Source organism: Hyphococcus sp., assembly GCF_965228385.1.
GTDB lineage: Bacteria > Pseudomonadota > Alphaproteobacteria > Caulobacterales > Parvularculaceae > Hyphococcus.
The window spans coordinates 1,829,592-1,850,096 of sequence record NZ_OZ245810.1; the positions used below are offsets into that span (position 1 = coordinate 1,829,592).

The window sequence follows — 20,505 nt, forward strand, 5'->3', positions numbered from 1 at the left end:
TGCTTGAGAAGGAAGCGATTCACTGGATAAGCGGTGCCGAAATGCATCAGCACCCAACACGTCATTGCTAGAAATAATCTACTCTAAGCACTTGGAATGTTACTTGCCTGCCAAGGACTCGGCGTTTGTCGAAGACGGACAGCGAAGATTCTTACGGTGCACTCTCGCCCTTTACGCTTACTGCCGCCCTTAGCTACAAAAGCATGGTCAACATCATGTTTCAAAGTGGTTCTTAAGTGTATCGCAATAAGCCGAGTGCGTCATATCAATATTAAGCGGCGTTATCGAAATCGCTTGTTCTTTAATCGCATGCAGATCCGTTCCGACCTCTGGCTCTCCTAGCTCGTAGGCCACTTTTATCCAATGATAAGGCACATTGCGACCATCCGCTCCAGATCTAGGGGTGAACGTTCCCGGTTTCCGGCGACCGAGGCGCGTAGAACGAAAGCCTGAAACATTGCCGCCATCAACGTCTGGAAAATTTACATTCGCGATAAGGCCTGGTTTCCAATCTAACTTCATGAGTTTAGTCAGAATATCCAAAGTGTGAATTCTGGCAGTATCTAAACGCGGCGTCTTTCCAAGGACTCTCACCTGACTTAGCGCGATTGACGGTAGGCCAAGAGCAGCGCTTTCAATTGCTGCGCCAGTCGTTCCGGAATAAAGGACATCTTCGCCAAGATTCTCGCCGTGATTGATTCCTGATAAGACAATCGTCGGCGGGCTATCCTTCATTAATTCCCAATAAGCAAGTATTACGCAATCAGCCGGCGTTCCTTTGACTGCGAATTTTTTCTCACCTAGTTGACGAGCTCGCAAGGGCACCGACAGAGAAATTGAGTGGGCTGCGCCTGATTTTTCCTCATCAGGCGCTACAATCCAAACATCATCGAAAATTTCCCGGACTATAGTCTCTAGCACCGCGATACCCTCAGAATGAATCCCATCGTCATTTACAAGCAGGACGCGATGATGAGCCATGAAACCTACCTCGAATTTTTGGAAAATCTGGCGACGGCTGCAGGTCCGCAAACCTTATCACAAACCTTGACGATAAAGCTCAACCTGCATCTTCCCTAGCTTCACCTGAACAGCTGGCGATTTAGTCATCTTCATGAGTTGCTGCACCTGATCGAGTTCTGGTGAAGACAATAATGGGTAACTGCGTTGAACTGGACCAGATGCACGCATCTTTTCTAGGTCCGCCTCAGGGACAAGCGCTCTCAAGATCAATTCGTCATCATCGTCAGTGCCATGCCGCTTTCGCAATTCTTCAATTGATGGATTCTCAGGCGGGTTTGCAACGACTTCTTTGGCGCGTTTCGAAGCCATAATTTTGTCGAGAACGTTAGGATCAATGGGTGCTACCATCTCTCCGTAGAACCCTGCTGCATAAGCAATAACTTCATCAGTGACCACGCTGTATCGTTCGCCGGAAACAATATTGAGAACCGCTTGTATGCCGACAATTTGACTGAACGGGGTTGCCATTCCCGGGTAACCTAACTCGCGTCGAACAATGGCCGTTTCTCTTAGGACGTCTTCAAGCCTCTCTTCCATTCCGTGTTGGGCAAGGTTTGCCTTAAACGTGCCGACCATTCCTCCAGGCACCTGGTGTTGAACGGCCAAAACATCATATTCGTTATTTTGATTAACTAAATACCCAGCCGCCCTTCCAACTTTTTCAAAATGCTTGGCGACTGGGTCTAGTAGCGAAACGTCAATATCGTGCGTATGTCCAAGCATTTCTAAATTGTGCACAAACATTTGAGTTGACGGCACAGCAGGCCCGTTTGCAAGCGGCCGCGTGGAAGTATGCAATACTGTGACACCTAGTTCTACGGCATCTAAATATGCTTTTCCGGATTGACCCAAGATGTTGTTCGCGTGCATCTCAATTGGCTTGCCACGCGCCACAGCTTTTAAAGCAGGTATCAGCGTGCTCAATCTTTCTTTTTCTAATACGCCAGCGGTGTCGTAAATTAAAATTGAATCGATATCTGGAGAAGCGGCAAGCTTTTCTACCTTATCAGCATAGTATTCGTCTGTATGAACAGGTGAAAGAGTAAACATTAACGCGCCAGCGCAGGTAGAATTGCAGTCTTTTGCAAGCTTGGCCAGTCTTAACATCTTATCCATGTTGAACAGGACATCATAGACCCAAAAGCTTCTGCATCCATGGACAGCCAACTGTCGCATCCAGGCGTCCATCAACGCATCTGGGGTAATGCCAAAGCTCACTGCGGCATTAGATCTCATTCCGGCTCGTTTAGGTGTCCTGGGCATCGCTTCCACAAGAAGGTCCATACCTTCCCATGGATTTTCCTGACAGTGGCGCACGAGAACTTCAAAAAGAGAGGAGGCGGTAAGATCGATAACACTATAGCCTGTCCTGTCGATAATAGGCGCAACAGGCAATGCCATTCCAGCTTTCATACGCATACCCCATAAGGCTTGTTGCCCATCCCTTATGGTCGTATCCAAGATGTCAACATGTGCCATCAGTTCATACTCCTTTTGATAAGTAAGCCGGGAGAAAGACTCGTTCGGCCCATCGGGTGTCAATTTTATTGTTTTGAAAGTCTTCATGTGCGATCATGGATCGCAGCAACGCAATGTTGGTATGGATCCCGCCTACGTGGAAGTTCTCCAATGATTGTGAGAGTAGGCTTACAGCTTCTTGTCTAGCACATCCATACACGATAAGTTTTGCGATCATACTGTCATAGTAAGGCGTCACAAGAACACCCTCTGAAACAGCAGTGTCCACCCTTACATTCTCACCGACTGGTGCCTCCCACTCCGTTATTCGCCCAGGCGAAGGCATGAAATTATTAAGGGGGTTCTCTGCGATTATCCGGACTTCGATAGCATGACCGGTAGGCCGAATTTCGTCTTGCTTTATTTTGTTTGTCTGACCGGAAGCCAGGTCCAGCTGAGCGCGCACCAGATTTACATTGCAGATTTTTTCCGATACAGGATGTTCTACCTGAATTCGCGCGTTTACTTCTATAAAGTAAAACTGTTCAGTATCTTCATCATAAAGGAATTCTACTGTCCCTGCGTTTCGGTAGTTGATTGGAGAGAGCAATTCTACGGCTGCACTATGCAACTTCTTTCGGTTTTCGGTCGATAGAACTGTCGCCGGCGCTTCTTCGACCATCTTCTGATAGCGCCTTTGAAGAGAACAATCCCGTTCCCCAAAGCAAATTATGTTTCCCTCTCCGTCACCAAGAACTTGCACTTCCACATGGCGAGCCTTCTTAATATATTTCTCCAGATACAGCGTCCCATCTCCAAACGCTTCTCTTGCCTCATGGGAAGCTTTATCAAATGACTCTTCTAGTTCCTTTTGGTTATTGGCGACGACCATTCCTCGCCCGCCGCCGCCCGCTGACGCTTTCGTAATGACCGGGTACCCGATTTCATTCGCCACCTGTATGGCTTCATCGGTAGAGTTAATCTTCTTACTGCCAGGAACCATTGGAACGCCCGAAGAGTTTGCCAGTTCCCGAGCGCCAAGTTTGTCTCCCACCAATCGAATTGTATCCGCCTTAGGGCCGATAAAAGTAATGCCATTATTTTCGCAAAGTTCAGCAAAGGACGCACGTTCAGATAAAAAGCCGTAACCAGGATGCAATCCGTCGCATCCGGACGAGAGCGCGAGGTGAACAATCAGCTTTTCGTTCAAATATGATGAACGTGCTGGTGCGGGGCCAATTACTACTGTCCGGTCTGCCTCTTTGGCAGCTTGACTCTCACTGTCTGCACTTGAAACGGCGAGAACGGTTTCGAGTCCTATCTCTCGCGCCGCACGAATGACTCGAAGCGCGATCTCACCTCGATTGGCCACTAGTATACGTTTCAAACTCATAGTTATTCTTGGACTTCAACAAGGAAGAGAATTTGATCATGTTCAATGAGTTCGGCGTCGGAAGCACAAACTTCCTTAATTACACCTTTCACACCGGCGGTTACCGGCGTGAAAAGCTTCATGACTTCAATCAAACACACTTCAGTCGTTTCTTCGACAGCCTGACCGACTTCGACATAGGGAGCAGCGCCGGGTTTTGGCGAACGATAAAAGGTTCCAAGATTCGGTGCGCGAACCGCTACACATCCATCAGGAATACTGGCATCACCTACGTTCGGCGCATCAACTTGTGTCTTTCGCGCTGACTGTTCATCCCCAGTTGAAAGCGGTATCGCTTCACCGCCAGTCGGGATAACTCTTTCGGCTCCTCCACTCGTATGACGTTGAAGTTTTGAAGGATCCTTCGCGATATGAAATTCAAAGTCCTCAAGTTGTAGATGAAGTTCGTCCCAATCGCTGTCGTCGAATACCTGAAGGATGGACTTTAGGTCGTCAAGATTTACATCAACCATTGTTCTTTCTTCCCAAATTCAATTGATTTGCGGTCTACAAAAGTCGTTTCACCGAGAGTTCAGTTGTATTTTTGCGGCGAGGAGCAAGGTCGGCAAAACAGGTTTTGCGCCGATGCATTTAATGCCAGCTTCAAGCACAGCTCTGATGCCTTGGGGTGATGTTACCGCACCGCCTTTAACGGCTTTTACCGACCCCAGCATTTCTATCATCGCGCCAATTTTCTCAGGGTCTTCTGCGCCGTCATATTTTGATAGATCGGTGACCTCATCCGCTGAAAGGTGATCGAGTGACACTACGTCAATTGGAGAGATTTTCGCGGCCCATTGCTTCAGAAGAGCGAGATTCTTATTTGATCCTTCATCGTTTTCGCACAGGCGCAGCAAACCATCGTAAATTTTGCCAGAGCTGCCATCGACCGTTACCTCCCGCCCGACAAGCGCCTTCAAAGTTTCAGAACCGCAACCGACTACACAGGGAATTCCAAGCGCTCGACATACGACCGCAGCATGCGAAGTGCTCCCCCCCTGTTCGGTAATGACGGCTTGTGCGGCAATCATACCATGAAGGTCGTGCGGGCTGGTTGTAGGCCGCGCCAAAATCACGGGCGTACCTGCTTTTGCGCTTTCTTCGGCCGCATCAGAGTCCATCACCACTAATCCGCCACCTGCGCCTGGGCAGGCCCCTTCACCGGCCAGTAGCTGTTTCGCCGTCAGCAACGCATCGTCGGTCGGCTTGGGCGCCATTATCAATTCAATTTGAGACGGCTCCAGCCGCGAAATCGCATCGGCCTCGCTAATGACTTTGTCAGTTACAAATTCGACCGCTGTTCTTACAGCTGCGAGAGGCGCCAGCTTTGCGTTCCGAGCCTGCAAGAGGAAAAGTTTGCCGTCTTCTACTGTGAATTCGATGTCTTGAACGTCCTTCTCGGCCTCTTCTAGAATTCCAGCAGCAGAAATTAATTGCTCATAAGCATCGGGAACATAGTCGCACATTTTAAACAGGGGCTCTGGCGTGTGTGATCCCGAGACAACATCCTCGCCCTGCGCATTAAGTAAAAACTCTCCAAACGGGGTGCGCTCGCCTGTAGAAGGATTGCGGCTGAACAAAACGCCTGTACCTGAGTTCTGCGATAGATTGCCAAACACCATGGCTTGAACGGTAACAGCGGTTCCTAGATGGTCAGAAATGTTTTGGTGAGCTCGGTATCGCTTCGCTCGCCGCGAATTCCATGAATCAAAAACAGCAGTTACAGCGCTTGAGAGTTGTTCGTATGGGCACTCTGGGACCTCTGCGCCCGTCTGCTTGCCAATATGTCTTCGCAATTCGTCCGGACTCACGTCTTTAGCGACTTCATTTACTGACGCTTTCATTACAATTGCGCCGTAGAGTTCCAAAAATCGCTTATGCGTGTCGGCCGCAAAAACTCGGTCACCGATTTCTTCAGCAAGAGCAACTTCTGCTTTTTCATTCATGCCCAGATTAAGAACTGTGTCCATCATGCCCGGCATCGAGATCGCAGCGCCAGAACGAACCGACACCAATAAGGGTTTCTTATCGGAACCAAAGTGACGTTCAGTTTGTTCTTCCAACCACTCTATTGACGCCTGAAGCTCGTCCTCTAACCCGGCCGGAAAGTTTCCGGTCCGCTCATATTCCTTGTGCGCGTCCGTTGTAACGACGAATGCGGATGGAATAGGCAGACCGAATGAGCTTATTCGCGCAATCGACCAGGCTTTGCCACCGACCAATTCTCGCGGCGGCAATTCTTCGCCATTAATTCTGATAATCCAGCTCATATCTTCCAAAAAACTGATTTCCGATTATTCCGTGCGCGTGCGCCCAAGAATACAAAGAAGGTCCTCGTGCAACTCAAACCAAACCGTGTGGTAACTATCTATTTTAACCTCGCTGATCCATTCAATTGCACCATCCTCAGCGCGCTCAAGCGCTGCCAGGAGAGCCTCTCGATAATATTTGAATCGTGGGATGAACGATTCAAAGCCGCCTAGTAATTTTTCTGCGTGCTCGTGCAGTTCTCCGATTTTGTCGATGATTTTGTTGTCATACTCTTTGTCGGAATGGTCATTAGGAATCTGCGTTCCTGCACGACTGATGACTTGCCAATCCGTGATGAGCGACTTGAGCGTTTCATTGATCGCTTCAAAATCATCGTAGAGTTTGACGAACCTTCGATTCTCTCGAAAGTCGTGAAAATAACGTCCGCTATTCGATGAATAGGAAACCCGCCCAAGAGGGGTCAACGAATAGTTACCTTCAAACTCAATGACCATGCCACCGGATTTAGCAGATATGAGTTCTTCTTCGACATGGCTTGAATCAAGCTTCAAAAGAGATGCAATGGTATCTGGTTTTGCGTGCTTCTTAATTCCAACGCCGTGCAAAACTAGATGCTGTTCTTGATCCATGATAATTTTCACCCAATCGTCAATTTAGCTCTGACAGATCGTCAATATCTTTGCGTGACAGGCCAGCCCCCCGTCCGGCAATCTTTCTCGAATACTGCTGCTCGATCCTGTAGAGTTCGTGAGCCAACGGTGTGCAGTAGTGATGCTTCACCCAAAAATCATCCAAATACCGGAATTTTTCCGTGCATAGCTGAGGCGTGAAGTCACGCACCTTCTGGTTGAATTCATCATTCGTGAAGACTCCCTTTGAGGTCCTGTAACGATCAACCTTGTCGGGCAGGTACGTAACCCCTTTCCCGAGATCATCCCCGACACTCAATGCAAAGTTTTCATCGGCAAGTACGTTAAGCGGGATCGGACTGTAACTTTGCTTGGCCAAGTCCGAATGCCGCATCATTGAGTATTCCTGCCTCTGGTGACACGGCAGAGACAGCGGCACGAACAAAGCCCCTAGGATTTCATTTCCATATTCGTCGTTCAAGATCGGACGAAAACGGTCCGCACGCACATCAATCTTCATCCAATCATCAACTTCGTAGCATCCCGCGACATGCGCGAAGTCCTTAATGATGCTATAATACGTTAATGCACCCGCATCTAGTAATTGATCACGCGAATATTCCGCGAGTCTATTCCATAGCTTAACAGTCGTTTCTTTGAAAATTTCTGTGTATCTATTGAATGTATCAACTAGCTCGTCTCGACTTCCCATTCCGATCGGTGTTTGTGTTTCGGTCAGCTCATCTGACGTATACAAACCGACCCCGCAAATGTTCTCAGCTTTATATTCAGGCTTTGATTCAAAACTTCCCCAGTCATCAACGATATAGAAGTTCGTATTCTTGACAGCTGTAGTCACCGTCAGGCGACCAAAAGGCACCTCGGAAGCTACTCCATCTAGCCAAGGAAGGTCCCCCTCTGCGAGATCAAAGAAATCCCTGACAAGCAATTCACGCCCGCGTCCCAAGTTATACGGCCCGTGATTCGTCATGCACACGCGGCTTTCACAGGCCACCAGCACTGCGTATTGAGAAACAGCCGACAAAAAGCGGTCAACTGCGACTTGCAAATCGTCGCCTTCATCGCAAGCGTAAAGATCCGAATGGTAGACTTGGATCCGTCTTTCAGGGAGCACTTGCGCGCGATGCCCCCCTTCCTTGTTCGTAATATGACCGCTCTCACGCCTCCACGCCAATTGATACCGTTTCCAAAAATCGATCACATAGGCCACGTCCTCAGCCGCGTCGCCTGGAGTTATCGCGCCCATACTTATGAGCATTTCTCTTCCCAGAAGATAAAAATTGATCATGCACCAATTCGTACCCATGGACTGAATTTTTGAATTAGCGTTCCTAATTCTGTCTGCGATTTCTTCAGGTGACTTGTGTCTTTCAATTTTCCGAAGAAGCGCCGGGTAGCGGTAAAATGCATTGAGGTAACCGAGCATGATATACGGAGAGACAGGAAAAAACTTTGACTCCTGTACCGTTCTTGTCACGCCAAGGAAGTAGGTTTCTTCGCCAGCGTTCTTGATTTGATTATTTGCCTCAAGAATGTCGGAGTAAGAGAGTTCGCCTGAATTCATATTCCACCCAAGTGCGTTAGCAGTTTGCGTCCGGTTATTCGGATTTGATTTTGGCAACAAACCTATTTCGTCAGTTTCCATATCGGCACCGACATTTCGATGCCGGAGGCATAGGCTTCGGCCGTTTTTGCCTCCCCGGAAACGCCAACTTCTACTTTGTCCCCGTTGTAAATACCGTCAATCTTCGCGGCCATTACACACGGCACACTGTATTCCCTTGTCAAAATTCCGAGATGCGATCGAACAGTCCCGCCTGCGCAGATGACCGCCTTGAACTTTTCCAGAATTGGCGCTGTCAAAGTTCCTCCGCTGTCATCGATGATCGCAATAGTTTCATCAGGTACGCCGTTACTTAACGCATTCATTACATCTTCAACGGACCTGTAGTATCGAGCATAACCAATTGCATTTTGCGAGTGCTTGACAACATTGTCGCCCTGCCCACAGCGTTGGCGCCCATCTTGGTCAGCCTCATCCAAAACGGCTTCTGGGTGGGAAAATGTGAACTCGTCCGATGTCTCCGCTATTCCCGCCATGCCTTGGTATGCATCTGGTCTTTCTTTTACTGATATTGTCGCCGATCCCCGGTACCTATACCCACTGTCTATCAGCATACGGTCAATGGCTTTAATGTCATTCTCGGTGACAGCTTTGTAGCTCTCGCCAAACACAAATTCTCTCCACGACACGCCGCTTTCCGAGAATCGCCTGCGAAATAAATCTTTAATTGCAGCATGCGTTGCCTCAAGAATAGGCGCAGGCTCTGCAAAAGCCTCATACTTGTCACTATCGCCGTAAAGCATGTTACCTACCGCTCCTCTTTGCGATCGCCGATGCGGGACTAGCTAAGGCGTCGACCTGCGTTTGCCTGTGCAGACAAACTTGCCGGCCAGATTTTTAATCCCATGACTATGTGGCGATTGTAGACGGCGCCTTTAGCGCAGACTTGGCTGGACGGGACCGCCAACTTGGCCACCAGCGTCAAATCGTTGATAAATTGCTGCAAATGGGAGTTTGCGTCATTTTGGGAACCATTGCCGCCGTTCCGAAGCAGGCTAATTTTGCCTCAGAAAAAGCAGTCAATTGATCAGCAAAGTCACTTCAAACCCTGAAGGATAAGCTGGAGGACAATGAGTTCAGCAAACGCCCCACGCAATATCGAGGAATGGTACTATACCTGTGACAAGTGCGCCATCTCGCTTGTGGCTCTCCGTGGTCCGGAACATTGCACCCTACTAAAACGACGGTCCCACGGGACGATTTCCTTTGAGGGTATTTCTGCGCCAATTTTTTTGCGCTCGAAGTGGTTACCTATCTCGAATTGGTTGCCGACAGCTATGATGTAAAGCGCCAGAGCTAAGTCAACCCTTATTCAATCTCAGGCATTTCCGTTCTGCAAACGCGAATCACGACGCCATCGCAATCAGCAATATTACATACCGACTGTTATCAGCGACAAGTCCGGCAAAGCTGACCTAAGAGGGCGCAGCTCACCGCACAACCGGATCTGGGGCGCCGGTTGAAGTTTTTCGATATTCACGTGGGGACACGCCGTAAACTCGCCTGAATGTTTTGCTAAAGGTGCTTGAATCGTTAAATCCCCACTTCAAAGCTATTTCAGTAATAGTCGTACTTTTGTGGGACGGGGACTCTAGTTCTTGTTTGCAACGCATAAGACGTTGCATTAGTATATATTTCGCTACAGTCATCTCAGATTTATGAAACAGCCTGTGCAAATGCCTGACCGAAACGGAGAAATGGTCAGCGATTGCGCTTATTGACAAGTCTAAATCATCCAGATTGCCGTCTATATAAAGACATATAGAGCTAAATAATTGGATTGAACTTTGGTCAGTTTCAAAATCACCGGCATTGTTCTCTAGCGCCGAAGACAACAAACGCAAAGTTGAATCGAGCACATATCGCGCTTGTTGTGATGTGAGCTTCCCGAATTCCGCATCTAACGATTGTAAATGGTCAGCAAACAGCCGATTGACGCCGGATTGCGTGCTAAATGGGACGCCGATGAACTCATTGATAGCTGGAAACACATGCTGAAGTCGCTCATGCGTTACTGCGAGGGTAATTTGGTGTAATGACTTGCCGGTAATGAACGTCATTGGACGTGTGTTGTCCCATACTACGATATCACCCGCATTGAGAAACACTTCGTCTCCGCCAATTATCAGACACTCAGACCCTTTCTCGATGAACAAAATATTGTATAGTGCTTCGTCATCAATTGCGATTTCGCGACTTCCTCGCACACCTTTAATATTACCTTGAGCGGAGGTTAGATTGACAAGCCGGAATTGCTCGAACCTACCTTCTCTAATAAACGCTGGAAATTGGTCAAAATCTTGCCGCTGTATGTCCCAGCGTGAGTGGGCTCGGTTGACAAAATCACACCAATGATCAAACTGCCTTTGAGGCCTCACGCTACCCGTGGACCACAGCCTTGTATCGCCCCAATTTTCTTCGATCGGAAGTTGGTTACTGTACATAGGCGACGCACTTCCCTCCCATAACTTATGCCCGGATTTTTTTTAGGGCTTATACGAACATATCAACTTTTCACAATCTTGTCACTTCGATGTCGAGGCCACAAACGCCGTTGCTGCACTGCAGCATGGTTAGTGCCTGCGTGGGCCATTATGGCTGAAGAATGCAGGGTCTGGGTTAGTATTCTAGTAGCTTACGGCAGCGGCAAGGCGGAAAGCCGATATAGAAATCCGCCTTGCGAGAATGAACCGACCGCAGATCATTGGAGGTGAGTGAACAAGAAGACTTTGCCCATGATCGTGCGTCTGCTCGGTCATGCCAATATGCAGACGACCGCGCGCTATGCTCACCTCGATGACGGTCATTTGCTCGAAGCGGTGCAGCAGCTCCGCGATAGGCTAGTGCGGTTGCTTCATTGACGGCTACTATTGAGTGGACAGCGGAAGGTCCTCAGGGGCGATCTCGTTGCGACAAAGCCAATGCTGCCTAAAACAGGTCGTTAAGGAACTCGCCAGTTCGATCGGACAATCCCACGATCTTGTTCGTAGCTTGCCGATAGAGCTTGAAATCTAACTCCCCTTCCGGCTCATCGCTGGCCATGCCCCGAATGCGACGAAGCTCGGCGCGTCCGAGCGCGCGCGTTGCCGTCCCGTTGCGTTCGATTGTGACGGACATTCGCGGGGTTTGTCGAATCGCTGCCGTTCGCGCAACGGGGCTCAATTGCGTCACGATACCACGACCGAACAATCCGACGCCGCCCTCGTTCTCGCTTGCGAATATGAATACGGGATCGCCTGCAGCAATACGCTTGCCGCCATACATCGTCTTCTGTCCAACAAAGGTATAACTCGTCGCTGCCAGATCGCGAACCTCTGCCTTGATCGCAAACCACTTAAGCCTTCCAAGCCATGGCTTTTCCTGAATCCGTTGTGCACAGCCGCAATTGGGTGGGTTGTTGACTGGCGGGTTTCGGGAATTGTGCGTCCCTGCAAGCCCTTTGCCTTTCGCGAGCTGACTGCAAGCTTCTTGGCCAACGTGCGGCTTATTGGTTTCTTCTCCGAAAACGTTACTCCGGTTTTGGTCGATTTGAGCTCCTCCGACTCAATCTCATCTAAATGGTCGGATATTGCGACTGGATCGACATACAGTCCACATTGCTAGCTGAAGGCAGCGTAGCCAGCGACGATATTGTTATCGATTTGAAAGCCAGGCATATCGTATTTAATGACTTCTTCGGCCTCCAGCAGCGCCTGCGATAGACTTGCTCTTAGCTCGGCTAGCATAGGCCGAAACTGCTTGGGTGCGGCAGCCATGTATGCGTTATGGCTTTCTTTCGTCATCTGGGCATCATGGCTTAAGGTGAATTCTGGCTCAAGGGAGAGCATTCAGAGCTTCCCAATGGCAGCATCGGGAAGCTGCCATTGGCGGTTGGAGCCGTCCGCTTGGAGGCTAAAAAGAATGCTCGGATTGTCCGCAACCGGGCCGGAAGCAGACCTTATCGGCTGTGCTTTAGAGTGACCTTCGGGAACATAGAGTGAAATTTAGGGGCGAATGGTGACAAGAACTTTCGGCGGAATTCGGCGCTCGGTTGTCGCGCTACGCCGCTTATCCCACTTGAAAAATAACAATTTTCTGCGGGGTTCTTGTAGGCAAATTTCCCGGTCACTGACGCGCAATTGAGAATGGGCTTGACCCAGCACTCCGTATCCCTTGCTGAACGCATTAAGGCCAATGGTTTCAAACCTATTGCTTACATTGCGTATCCTCACACGCTTTCGGCGCTCGCGGTCGACCGGCGATCTCTTTGAGGCGCCATTGCAGTGCAGATTAAAATCTGTTTCCTCGCGAATTTGAATTTCTATACTATAATAGCCGGGCAAGCGTCAAAAAACGATTATGCCTTCCAAATACTTTCTTGCACGTCCCGATAACATTACACGCCCATCCCGCATCTTGAGTTCAAGCGCACCAGATCGTGGTCCAATTTGACGAGCTTGTATTCGTGGTTTGCTGAGCCGCTCGATCCAGAATGGCGCTAAGACGCAATGAGCAGACCCAGTTACTGGGTCCTCGTCCACCCCAACAGCTGGAGCGAAAAAACGGGACACAATATCGCTTTCGTCTCCAATTGCGGTCGCAACTATGTTTACTCCCACTCTTTTCAGGGCGGGGAAATCCGGATTTGGCGACGCAATGTCTGCCTCGTACCCAAACACAATCATGAGAAAGCGCGGCCCATGCACTCGTTCGACATCAAAAAACTCTGCTGCGCCTGCAGAATGGCCAAGCGCGGATTAAATGCCTTCGTAATAGTCGATCTTTTCATACGCTAGCCGGGGAAATGACATCGCCAGCAAGCCATCTTTCGTAGAAACTTTTAGACATCCTCTCTTTGTAACAAAAAAACTGTTCCAGCGCTTACTGCTTCGCGATCGAAAAGCGTTGCCGCCGCTGCCAATGTTGCATGCCCACAAAGATCAACTTCAACTGCGGGTGTAAACCAACGCAGGCTCCAAAGATCTTTGACTGTTGGGTCTTTGACTAGAAATGCCGTTTCCGCATGCTTATTTGAACTCGCGATCCCCTGCATAACCGCGTCTTCCAGGAAATCTTCCGGCATGCAAACACCTGCTGGATTCCCCGTATAAGCGACATCACCATCCGGAAAACTCTGATGCTCAAAATAAGGGCACTCATTCATGTTCTTTTCTTTAATCCCATTTTTTGGTTGCAGCTTCTCAATTACATTCCATACGGACCTTAGCATCAAACGTCACACGAAGAAGAATCAAGGGACAGTAAGATGAACGTCGACAAATTGGCTTTACCGAAAAAATGTCAGCAAGAAGCGGGGTTTGTTCGCAGCGGTCCGGTTTTGGCGCAATATTTGCGGAGACACTTGATCATTCGATCTGCGAGCGGACGGCACTACACTCATACCCTAGTCACTTAACACGACGATCAGTTGGGTCGGCAGCAATCGCTGGGGTGGCGCATGTCATCACAATTGGCAACCTGCAATACCACAGCAGCAATGCATAAGCAGTATAGATGAATGAGGCGCGATCTACGTCACCTCCATCAGCTTGAGTACCGCATTGCTTTTTCGTTTCTGCTACACTGAAAGGCATCAAACCACGTCAGGCCGCGACAAAACTCATGCCGTTATGGCTTCGGAGAGTCCCAATTCAGTAATCATGATATTTCGCATTTCGAATTTCTGTACTTTCCCCGTAACGGTCATCGGAAATTCTTCGACAAATCGAATATAGCGTGGAATTTTGTGATGCATGATGCTGCCTTTGCAAAAGGCGCGTATCTGATCTTCTGTAACCGATTCATTTTGCTTTAGTGCAATCCATGCGCAGAGTTCCTCGCCATACTTCTCGTCCGGCACGCCAATAACGTACACATCCCTTATTGACGGATGCTGGTACAGGAACTCCTCTATTTCACGTGGATATAGGTTTTCACCACCACGGATCACCATATCCTTCTTCCGGCCGACAATATTGCAGAAGCCATCATCATCAATCGAAGCCAGGTCGCCGGTGCGCATCCAGCCGTCTGCGGTCAACACTTCTGCGGTGCGATCCTCGTCCGCCCAATACCCTTTCATAACGGAATATCCTCTGACACAAATTTCACCCGGAGAGCCTCTCGGAACTATTCGATCATTCTCATCCACAATTTTCACTTCCAGATGAGGGTGTATGCGTCCAACCGTCATGGCCCGGCGTTCCGCCTCATCCAATCTGTCCGACTGGAAACTTACGGGGGATGTTTCCGTCATGCCATATGCAATGGTTACTTCCGGCATGTGCATGTCGGACATTACCTTGCGCATGACCTCGATAGGGCATGGCGATCCCGCCATGATCCCTCCCCTCAAGGAAGACAATTCAGCATTGCTAAATTCGGGCAGAGAGAGCATGGCGATGAACATGGTCGGCACGCCATATAGATGCGTACATGCTTCATTCGAAACTGCACTTAAAGTCTCAGCAGGATCAAAAATCGCGGCGGGAAAAACCATTGCCGCACTATGCGTAATACACGCTAGACTGCCCATGACCATGCCGAAGCAATGATACAAGGGTACAGGAATGCACAACCGATCGCCGCGTGTCAGGCCAATTCCCTGTCCTGTAAAATAGGCGTTATTGATAATGTTGTGATGACTGAGCGTCGCACCCTTCGGAAAACCCGTTGTCCCGCTTGTAAATTGAATATTGATTGGGTCGTCAAAATCCAGCCCTGACGCAATCTGCTGCAATCGTTCCTGGTCGCAATTGTGTTGCTCCAGCTCGCGAAAGGGCACGCCCCCTTCGCTCTCATCGCCAATCGTAACGACAAGGCGAAGATCGGGGAATTCTTTGGAATCGAGCTTTCCTTTTGGCGAGGAAGAGAGTTCAGGCGCCAAATCGCGGACCATATCCAGATATTCGCTCGTTTTGAATCTGGCGGCTGCAATCAGTGCGGAACATTGCACTTTTTTCAATACATAGCGCAGTTCTTCCCGCCGATAGGCGGGATTTATGTTGACCTGAATAAGCCCGGCTTTGGCCGTGGCGAATTGGACTATTACCCATTCTACGCAATTCGGAGACCAAAGAGCGACGCGGTCACCTGGCACTAATCCAAAGCTGAGAAGCGCCGTTGCAACGGCATCGACTCGTTGACGCAGTTCACGAAAAGTGAGGCGAAGTTCCTGATGCCTTGCGACGACCGCCAATGCATCAGGTTGCGCATCACAAACGCGATCAAAGAGTTCTCCAATCGTTTCCCCGATCAGGGGCTGGCTGTTGGCTCCAAATACGTAAGATTTCACTGGCGCGCCTTCCTGCCTTCTCAAAACATCAGCAACCGTGGAAAATAAATTCTTTGACCCAAATTTCAGCCCTTCAATTACGTTTTTACGTGTGGAACGGCTCTCTGAACGAAGGCAAAAACACTCCAATTGCACCCACGCCGTACGTCCGGGGACCTCTGAACCGTAAATCCCTACTAAAGACTAGCTTCCCATGCCTCCTGCGCAACCTTCCAGGTAACGATCTTCAAAGTCTCGCCTCCTTCGCCCTTAACAAAGTGGAGAGGACCCAGAAAAGTCATGTAAAACTCACTATCTACTGGGAAATAGGTTTTCCCGTGAAACGCTTCGCACGCTTCATAGCCATAAGCTGGCGCCGTAACGGTTTCCCCGCCGCTCTCAACGCCGCCACGCAATTCCATCCTTCCCTTGGTCAAGTAATACTCTCCTGGCCCAATGTGGATGTGACTGTTAAATGACGAACCTTCAGGACAGTTGAAAATTGCCGCCCATGAGCCGACTTCCGGAGCGACGTTCAACAATTTCCAAGTAATGCCTCCCTTGCTCAGAAAATCAGGAAACGGAACCCAGGGTAAATTATTGAGTTCCACAGCGCGACCGGCGACAGGATCAAAATGGAGAGGAGATTTCGGCATATGTGACATCCTTTGTAAAACCATTGCCTAATTGTTGAATTGAGCGGCGATGGCTTCTGTCCCTTCGGCGGATAAGACTTCGATCCAATAACCGTCCGGGTCCTTGATAAAGGCGATTCCTTTCATCGATCCGTCATTGGGTCGCTTGACAAACTCCACTCCAAGGCGTTCGAATCGTTTGCACGCGGCATCGACCGACGGCACAGATATCCCGATATGACCGAAACCGCGAGGGTCATCGTTGCCATTGTGGTATTCAAAGGATTTGTCCTTCTCCGTACCCCAATTATGCGTTAGTTCAAGCAATCCTTTTTGTTTGAACGTGTAAATCGTTCGCGCTTTTGAATCTTCAGGTGGCTGCTCGTCGTTCTCTCTCACATAGCCTAGGAAATAGAGCGAAAACGACATGCTCTTAAAATCCAGCCTTTTCAGGAGCGTCATTCCCATAACATCCTGATAAAACGCCAGACTCCGCTGCGGATCCTTAACTCGCAACATTGTCTGGTTCAATATATAGCCCCGCGTACCGTTGGCGGCGTCTTCGACCATGCCTAATTTCTCGTTATTTGCTGATTAAAATTCAACAGAAACCGTTCCGATCACACGCCGTGGCTGTTCGAGCGTGCCAATAATGATTTGTCCGGGAGCGCCAGGGAGGGCGGCGCCTGCGAAATTCGGAAACTCCTGCACATCGATGTAATACCTCTCATCGGTCACATTTTCCACATTGAGGTCAACAGTTACGCGTCCGATGCGCACTCCGGCCGAGAGATCCAGAACGGTGAAGCTTGGGTTGGTGAATGCAGGAAATTCATCTCCAGGCGCATCGAAGAATTGCGAATTGGTGGACGATTCGCCTTTGTAACGCATCTGGGCGCGCCCAAAGATTTCAGCTCTGGAAGAAATCGGTCGACTATAATCGATGGCGGCAGTCGCACTCCATTTCGCCGTATTTGGCGGTTGTTGGCCGGATATATCTAGTGTGGTGACAGGTGAAATTGTACCGTCTTTCCACTCAGCATCGACGAAACCAACGCCGCCAGTGAACGTGAAATCGTCGGCGAAACGCCAAGTTATATCCGTTTCGAAGCCGACGTGACGCGAAGAACCGACATTCAGGATACCTTCTATCGGATTGCCGGACGGGTCGGTCGTCTGGAGTTCGAATTGCCGATCTTTATAGTCAATGTAGAATGCAGAAAATGTAAGGAGCAATGTATCTTCAAGTAGCCGCCCCTTATAGCCGGCTTCATACTGGTTGGCCTTTTCCCTATCATAGCCGAACAGTTCGTTTGCACCGGTGAAATTAGTCAGACTGTAGTCCGCCGGCTCAAAACCCTGTGAAAAGGTGCCGTAAAACAGGCTGCGCCCGTCTGCGGTTTGATAGGACAGCGAAGCACGACCAAGGACGAGCGTATCGTCATTGCGACCGGACAATCCTGTATCGAGATTAGCGCGCTCCGTCACGGTATTATCGACGCGCAGGCCGCCACTGATTTCAAAATTGCCGAAAGAATATTCGACATTCGCAAAAACGGCTTTTTGCTCCCGTTTTCGTCTTGATACCTCGAAGGGCACGACCGCCAAGATGTCTGCATCATCCAGGCCCGGCGGAGGAGCGCAAACGCCGGGATCAAGAAAACAATAACCGCCTCGAATATTAAGCACCGAATCAAGGTCCCGTGAGAGATCGAGAAGATAACCGCCAATCTGCCATTGGAATGGCGACGACGAAGACGAGCTTAACCGCAATTCCTGCGTAATCGCCTCGAATTGTTCTGGACGAAATAGGTCGAGAACGAATTCCGGGTGAATGTCTAAGTCGCTTTCACGAAGTGAATCGGTGTTCGTATAAGATGATATTGATGTAAGCGTCACTGTCGGCAAGTCGTAGCTAAGATTCAGCGTACCCGCGTAGGTTTCGCGGTTGTGGCGGGGGTTAAAGCTCACATCCACAAAGGTGGGATACTCAAAATCGCCATCGAGTTCGCGCCCCCAAATGTTGTTTGGTGCGTCAAGTTTGTTGTACCGGAAACTCCCCAGGGCGGAGAAGTTATCACCAATAGAACCACCCAATGCGACACGAACCCCGTGTTCGTCATACTTCCGAACATCAGGATCATTGTCGCCGGAAAGTCCGTTTCCGCGCGGCGAGTTAGGATTAATTATGTAGGAATCGTCTGTAACGTAAAATCCAAAAACACGAAACGCCCATTCGTCAGACAATGGCACATTCAGCTCGGCTTCGCCGTCGAAATAGTTGTTCTCGCCTGCCCGAAGCTTCGCTCTGCCGGAAAACGCTTCCGGGTCGGGCCGTTTACTGACAAACTTGATCGCTCCGCCGATATTGGACCCCCCATAAAGGATGCCTTGCGGTCCCTTCAAAACCTCAATCCGCTCAAGGTCGCCGAACCTGGATGAGGCGTCAGAAAACAATTGAACGTCATCAAGATAAAATCCAACGCCTTGGGTATTACCGAAGCCTCCAAGCCCGCGCATGGTTACGTTCGGAAAACCATCTAGCCGGGTGCTTAAAAACAGGTTTGGCACCAACAGCCCTATGTCGCTTAAACCGTTGATGTTCGATCTTTCGATTTCGTCCCGCGAAAACGTGGTTAATGACTCCGGAACCTCCAACTCGGATTCCTGTTTTTTTCGCGCCGTGACAGTAATGATATCGACCGCGCGCGATGACGGCGCCGCTGCTTCATCCGCTGCCTGATCTTGTGCATATGCAAAACCGGCGAAATATAACGTGAATACGCTTGCGCTTAACAGCAGCCTGGACGATTTCAAACCGCGTCCCACTTTCTCCGGTACGAACGCCGTTACCCTCTTCTTTTCAATTGACATGTTCCCTCCCGACACTATTGCGTCTTGCCGCCGCATTTTTCCCGGCGATTTTCATTTTCACCTGTCAATTTAAGTGAAACCGTGTCCTGCCACTTGCATGATCGCGTCATCCGTGTTGGCCGGGAGCGCAAGGAGACGTCCGCGCGGATGCTGCGACGCAACACAACCGCGGCGGTTCCTATTTCGAATGGCTTTTCGCGAGTTGGAATATCATGTATTCACTAAGCCAACCGCATTCCAAAACAATTGCGGAGAAAGAGCTATATCAACGTCTATAGTCTGGGAGGCCGTTTGATGATGACGATTGCCTGCGAGCGTTCGCAATGGTCGAATGAAGATCATAAGGGATCCGATCGATATGATGCGTGGGTTGATGCGCTCGAACACACCTACGGATATCATCAACTTGGAGTAAATACTGCGGATGATTTCAAAGCGCGAATTCAATCGCTGAAGGTCGGTAATTTCAGCGTTGTCGAATGTATTTGCGACCCTTGCAGGGGAGAGCGGCGGCGACCTCATATTGGCGTCGAAAATACCGAGATGCTCGGAATCCAACTGGTGTTGGCGGGAAAGGAACATTTTGAATTCAACGGAAAAGAATTTGAATTGTCAGCAGGCGATGTATTCTTCTGGGACAATGTCCACGAAGTGCGGTTCGATGTATTGGAGAAGCTTCACAAGGTTTCGGCGATTTTACCTCTGGCGCGCTTTCGCGAGTGGCTGCCATCGAATTGGAATTCTTTAGACAGGCATATTCCCGCGAGCTCGCCTAACGCCTTTCTTATGCGCTCGCATCTACTCGCGCTTCTTAGTGCAGACTATTCCAACGCCAAAATGAGCGAGAGTGCGCTCACAGAGGCGACAATTGCACTACTATTGGGAGCGGGCGTGCATTCTCTCGGCGCGGAAGATATCACGCTGCGCGATCAGCAATTGAGAATCGTTCAGGAATATATTGAGGCCAACCTGAAAAACCCTGACCTTTCACTAATGCAAATTGCCGAAGCAAATCGAATCTCAGTCCGCTACCTGCATTGGTTATTTCGTCAAAGCGGAGATACAGCACAGCAATATATTATCAAACGACGTCTTGAACGATGCCGCCAGGATTTCGGCAATCCCGCGATGGAAAATAAATCCATCACACAAATTGCCTTTAGCTGGGGATTCTCCGATTCCGCTCATTTCAGCAAGCGGTTCAAAGCGACTTACGATATGAGCCCGACAGAATACCGCAAGCTGACTTAAGTTTTGATTGTGAGTATAATCGGAGTGGGCCGCCT

Annotated in this window: 19 protein-coding genes; 2 read left to right on the forward strand and 17 right to left on the reverse strand. The window is 49.5% G+C overall.

Features of this window, described 5'->3' with window-relative positions; all coding sequences use genetic code 11:
- Nucleotides 1-213: 213 nt before the first annotated feature.
- The 9 genes from surE to ACQK2Q_RS08610 form a co-directional block, all read right to left on the reverse strand.
- On the reverse strand, nt 214-981 hold the full coding sequence (surE, locus tag ACQK2Q_RS08570) for a 5'/3'-nucleotidase SurE (protein ID WP_425409329.1): 768 nt from the start codon (nt 979-981) through the stop codon (nt 214-216).
- Nucleotides 982-1,038: 57 nt separating this feature from the next.
- Nucleotides 1,039-2,589, reverse strand: coding sequence for a pyruvate carboxylase (locus ACQK2Q_RS08575; RefSeq protein ID WP_425409330.1), 1,551 nt, complete (start codon nt 2,587-2,589; stop codon nt 1,039-1,041).
- Nucleotides 2,507-3,874: an acetyl-CoA carboxylase biotin carboxylase subunit gene (locus ACQK2Q_RS08580; RefSeq protein ID WP_425409331.1), complete on the reverse strand. Its 1,368-nt coding sequence runs from the start codon at nt 3,872-3,874 to the stop codon at nt 2,507-2,509. The genes ACQK2Q_RS08575 and ACQK2Q_RS08580 overlap by 83 nt, the downstream gene beginning before the upstream one ends.
- 2 nt (nt 3,875-3,876) lie before the next feature.
- Nucleotides 3,877-4,386 (reverse strand): biotin/lipoyl-containing protein, encoded by a 510-nt coding sequence (locus ACQK2Q_RS08585; protein WP_425409332.1) that lies wholly within the window; start codon nt 4,384-4,386, stop codon nt 3,877-3,879.
- A 48-nt stretch (nt 4,387-4,434) separates the two neighbouring features.
- A complete protein-coding gene (locus tag ACQK2Q_RS08590; RefSeq protein ID WP_425409333.1) occupies nt 4,435-6,183 on the reverse strand; it encodes a pyruvate, phosphate dikinase in 1,749 nt (582 codons plus the stop codon).
- Between the two features lie 24 nt (nt 6,184-6,207).
- The gene (locus ACQK2Q_RS08595; RefSeq protein WP_425409334.1) at nt 6,208-6,813 is read right to left on the reverse strand and encodes a hypothetical protein; all 606 of its coding nucleotides are present in this window, start codon (nt 6,811-6,813) and stop codon (nt 6,208-6,210) included.
- Between the two features lie 19 nt (nt 6,814-6,832).
- Entirely contained in the window at nt 6,833-8,479 is a 1,647-nt protein-coding gene (locus tag ACQK2Q_RS08600) for a hypothetical protein (RefSeq protein WP_425409335.1), read from the reverse strand.
- On the reverse strand, nt 8,461-9,201 hold the full coding sequence (locus ACQK2Q_RS08605) for a PEP-utilizing enzyme (protein WP_425409336.1): 741 nt from the start codon (nt 9,199-9,201) through the stop codon (nt 8,461-8,463). Before ACQK2Q_RS08605 ends, ACQK2Q_RS08600 begins: the two co-directional genes overlap by 19 nt.
- A 687-nt stretch (nt 9,202-9,888) precedes the next feature.
- Nucleotides 9,889-10,902 carry a helix-turn-helix domain-containing protein gene (locus tag ACQK2Q_RS08610; protein WP_425409337.1) on the reverse strand — a complete coding sequence of 338 codons (1,014 nt, stop codon included), beginning with the start codon at nt 10,900-10,902 and terminating at the stop codon, nt 9,889-9,891.
- A 291-nt stretch (nt 10,903-11,193) separates the two neighbouring features.
- Between ACQK2Q_RS08610 and ACQK2Q_RS08615 the strand changes: the two genes are divergently transcribed.
- The gene (locus ACQK2Q_RS08615; RefSeq protein WP_425409338.1) at nt 11,194-11,319 is read left to right on the forward strand and encodes a hypothetical protein; all 126 of its coding nucleotides are present in this window, start codon (nt 11,194-11,196) and stop codon (nt 11,317-11,319) included.
- Between the two features lie 67 nt (nt 11,320-11,386).
- On the opposite strand, the gene ACQK2Q_RS08620 is transcribed toward ACQK2Q_RS08615, so the two are convergent.
- From ACQK2Q_RS08620 to ACQK2Q_RS08655, 8 genes are all read right to left on the reverse strand, one after another.
- A complete protein-coding gene (locus ACQK2Q_RS08620) occupies nt 11,387-11,824 on the reverse strand; it encodes a hypothetical protein (protein WP_425411136.1) in 438 nt (145 codons plus the stop codon).
- A 233-nt stretch (nt 11,825-12,057) separates the two neighbouring features.
- Nucleotides 12,058-12,285: a hypothetical protein gene (locus tag ACQK2Q_RS08625; protein WP_425409339.1), complete on the reverse strand. Its 228-nt coding sequence runs from the start codon at nt 12,283-12,285 to the stop codon at nt 12,058-12,060.
- Nucleotides 12,286-12,783: 498 nt separating this feature from the next.
- Nucleotides 12,784-13,122, reverse strand: a complete 339-nt coding sequence (locus ACQK2Q_RS08630) for a PhzF family phenazine biosynthesis protein (protein WP_425409340.1) — start codon at nt 13,120-13,122, stop codon at nt 12,784-12,786.
- Nucleotides 13,123-13,277: 155 nt separating this feature from the next.
- Nucleotides 13,278-13,601 carry a PhzF family phenazine biosynthesis protein gene (locus ACQK2Q_RS08635; protein ID WP_425409341.1) on the reverse strand — a complete coding sequence of 108 codons (324 nt, stop codon included), beginning with the start codon at nt 13,599-13,601 and terminating at the stop codon, nt 13,278-13,280.
- A 456-nt stretch (nt 13,602-14,057) separates the two neighbouring features.
- The gene (locus ACQK2Q_RS08640; protein WP_425409342.1) at nt 14,058-15,731 is read right to left on the reverse strand and encodes an AMP-binding protein; all 1,674 of its coding nucleotides are present in this window, start codon (nt 15,729-15,731) and stop codon (nt 14,058-14,060) included.
- A 176-nt stretch (nt 15,732-15,907) separates the two neighbouring features.
- Entirely contained in the window at nt 15,908-16,366 is a 459-nt protein-coding gene (locus ACQK2Q_RS08645) for a cupin domain-containing protein (protein ID WP_425409343.1), read from the reverse strand.
- 27 nt (nt 16,367-16,393) lie between these two features.
- Nucleotides 16,394-16,915: a lactoylglutathione lyase gene (gloA, locus tag ACQK2Q_RS08650; RefSeq protein WP_425409344.1), complete on the reverse strand. Its 522-nt coding sequence runs from the start codon at nt 16,913-16,915 to the stop codon at nt 16,394-16,396.
- A gap of 24 nt (nt 16,916-16,939) precedes the next feature.
- Nucleotides 16,940-19,219 carry a TonB-dependent receptor gene (locus ACQK2Q_RS08655; protein ID WP_425409345.1) on the reverse strand — a complete coding sequence of 760 codons (2,280 nt, stop codon included), beginning with the start codon at nt 19,217-19,219 and terminating at the stop codon, nt 16,940-16,942.
- Nucleotides 19,220-19,513: 294 nt separating this feature from the next.
- On the opposite strand from ACQK2Q_RS08655, the gene ACQK2Q_RS08660 reads away from it, so the two are divergent.
- Complete coding sequence (locus tag ACQK2Q_RS08660; protein WP_425409346.1) at nt 19,514-20,470, forward strand: helix-turn-helix domain-containing protein; 957 nt, start codon at nt 19,514-19,516, stop codon at nt 20,468-20,470.
- Nucleotides 20,471-20,505: the final 35 nt, after the last annotated feature.

Coding starts and splice junctions, on each gene's coding strand:
- ACQK2Q_RS08615 (WP_425409338.1), top strand. CDS start 11,194: ATGATCGTGCGTCTGCTCGGTCATGCCAATATGCAGACGACCGCGCGC.
- ACQK2Q_RS08625 (WP_425409339.1), bottom strand. CDS start 12,285: ATGCTCTCCCTTGAGCCAGAATTCACCTTAAGCCATGATGCCCAGATG.
- ACQK2Q_RS08585 (WP_425409332.1), bottom strand. CDS start 4,386: ATGGTTGATGTAAATCTTGACGACCTAAAGTCCATCCTTCAGGTATTC.
- ACQK2Q_RS08635 (WP_425409341.1), bottom strand. CDS start 13,601: ATGAATGAGTGCCCTTATTTTGAGCATCAGAGTTTTCCGGATGGTGAT.
- ACQK2Q_RS08580 (WP_425409331.1), bottom strand. CDS start 3,874: ATGAGTTTGAAACGTATACTAGTGGCCAATCGAGGTGAGATCGCGCTT.
- ACQK2Q_RS08605 (WP_425409336.1), bottom strand. CDS start 9,201: ATGCTTTACGGCGATAGTGACAAGTATGAGGCTTTTGCAGAGCCTGCG.
- ACQK2Q_RS08610 (WP_425409337.1), bottom strand. CDS start 10,902: ATGTACAGTAACCAACTTCCGATCGAAGAAAATTGGGGCGATACAAGG.
- ACQK2Q_RS08600 (WP_425409335.1), bottom strand. CDS start 8,479: ATGGAAACTGACGAAATAGGTTTGTTGCCAAAATCAAATCCGAATAAC.
- ACQK2Q_RS08645 (WP_425409343.1), bottom strand. CDS start 16,366: ATGCCGAAATCTCCTCTCCATTTTGATCCTGTCGCCGGTCGCGCTGTG.
- ACQK2Q_RS08630 (WP_425409340.1), bottom strand. CDS start 13,122: ATGATTGTGTTTGGGTACGAGGCAGACATTGCGTCGCCAAATCCGGAT.
- ACQK2Q_RS08660 (WP_425409346.1), top strand. CDS start 19,514: ATGATGACGATTGCCTGCGAGCGTTCGCAATGGTCGAATGAAGATCAT.
- gloA (WP_425409344.1), bottom strand. CDS start 16,915: ATGGTCGAAGACGCCGCCAACGGTACGCGGGGCTATATATTGAACCAG.
- ACQK2Q_RS08595 (WP_425409334.1), bottom strand. CDS start 6,813: ATGGATCAAGAACAGCATCTAGTTTTGCACGGCGTTGGAATTAAGAAG.
- ACQK2Q_RS08655 (WP_425409345.1), bottom strand. CDS start 19,219: ATGTCAATTGAAAAGAAGAGGGTAACGGCGTTCGTACCGGAGAAAGTG.
- surE (WP_425409329.1), bottom strand. CDS start 981: ATGGCTCATCATCGCGTCCTGCTTGTAAATGACGATGGGATTCATTCT.
- ACQK2Q_RS08575 (WP_425409330.1), bottom strand. CDS start 2,589: ATGAAGACTTTCAAAACAATAAAATTGACACCCGATGGGCCGAACGAG.
- ACQK2Q_RS08590 (WP_425409333.1), bottom strand. CDS start 6,183: ATGAGCTGGATTATCAGAATTAATGGCGAAGAATTGCCGCCGCGAGAA.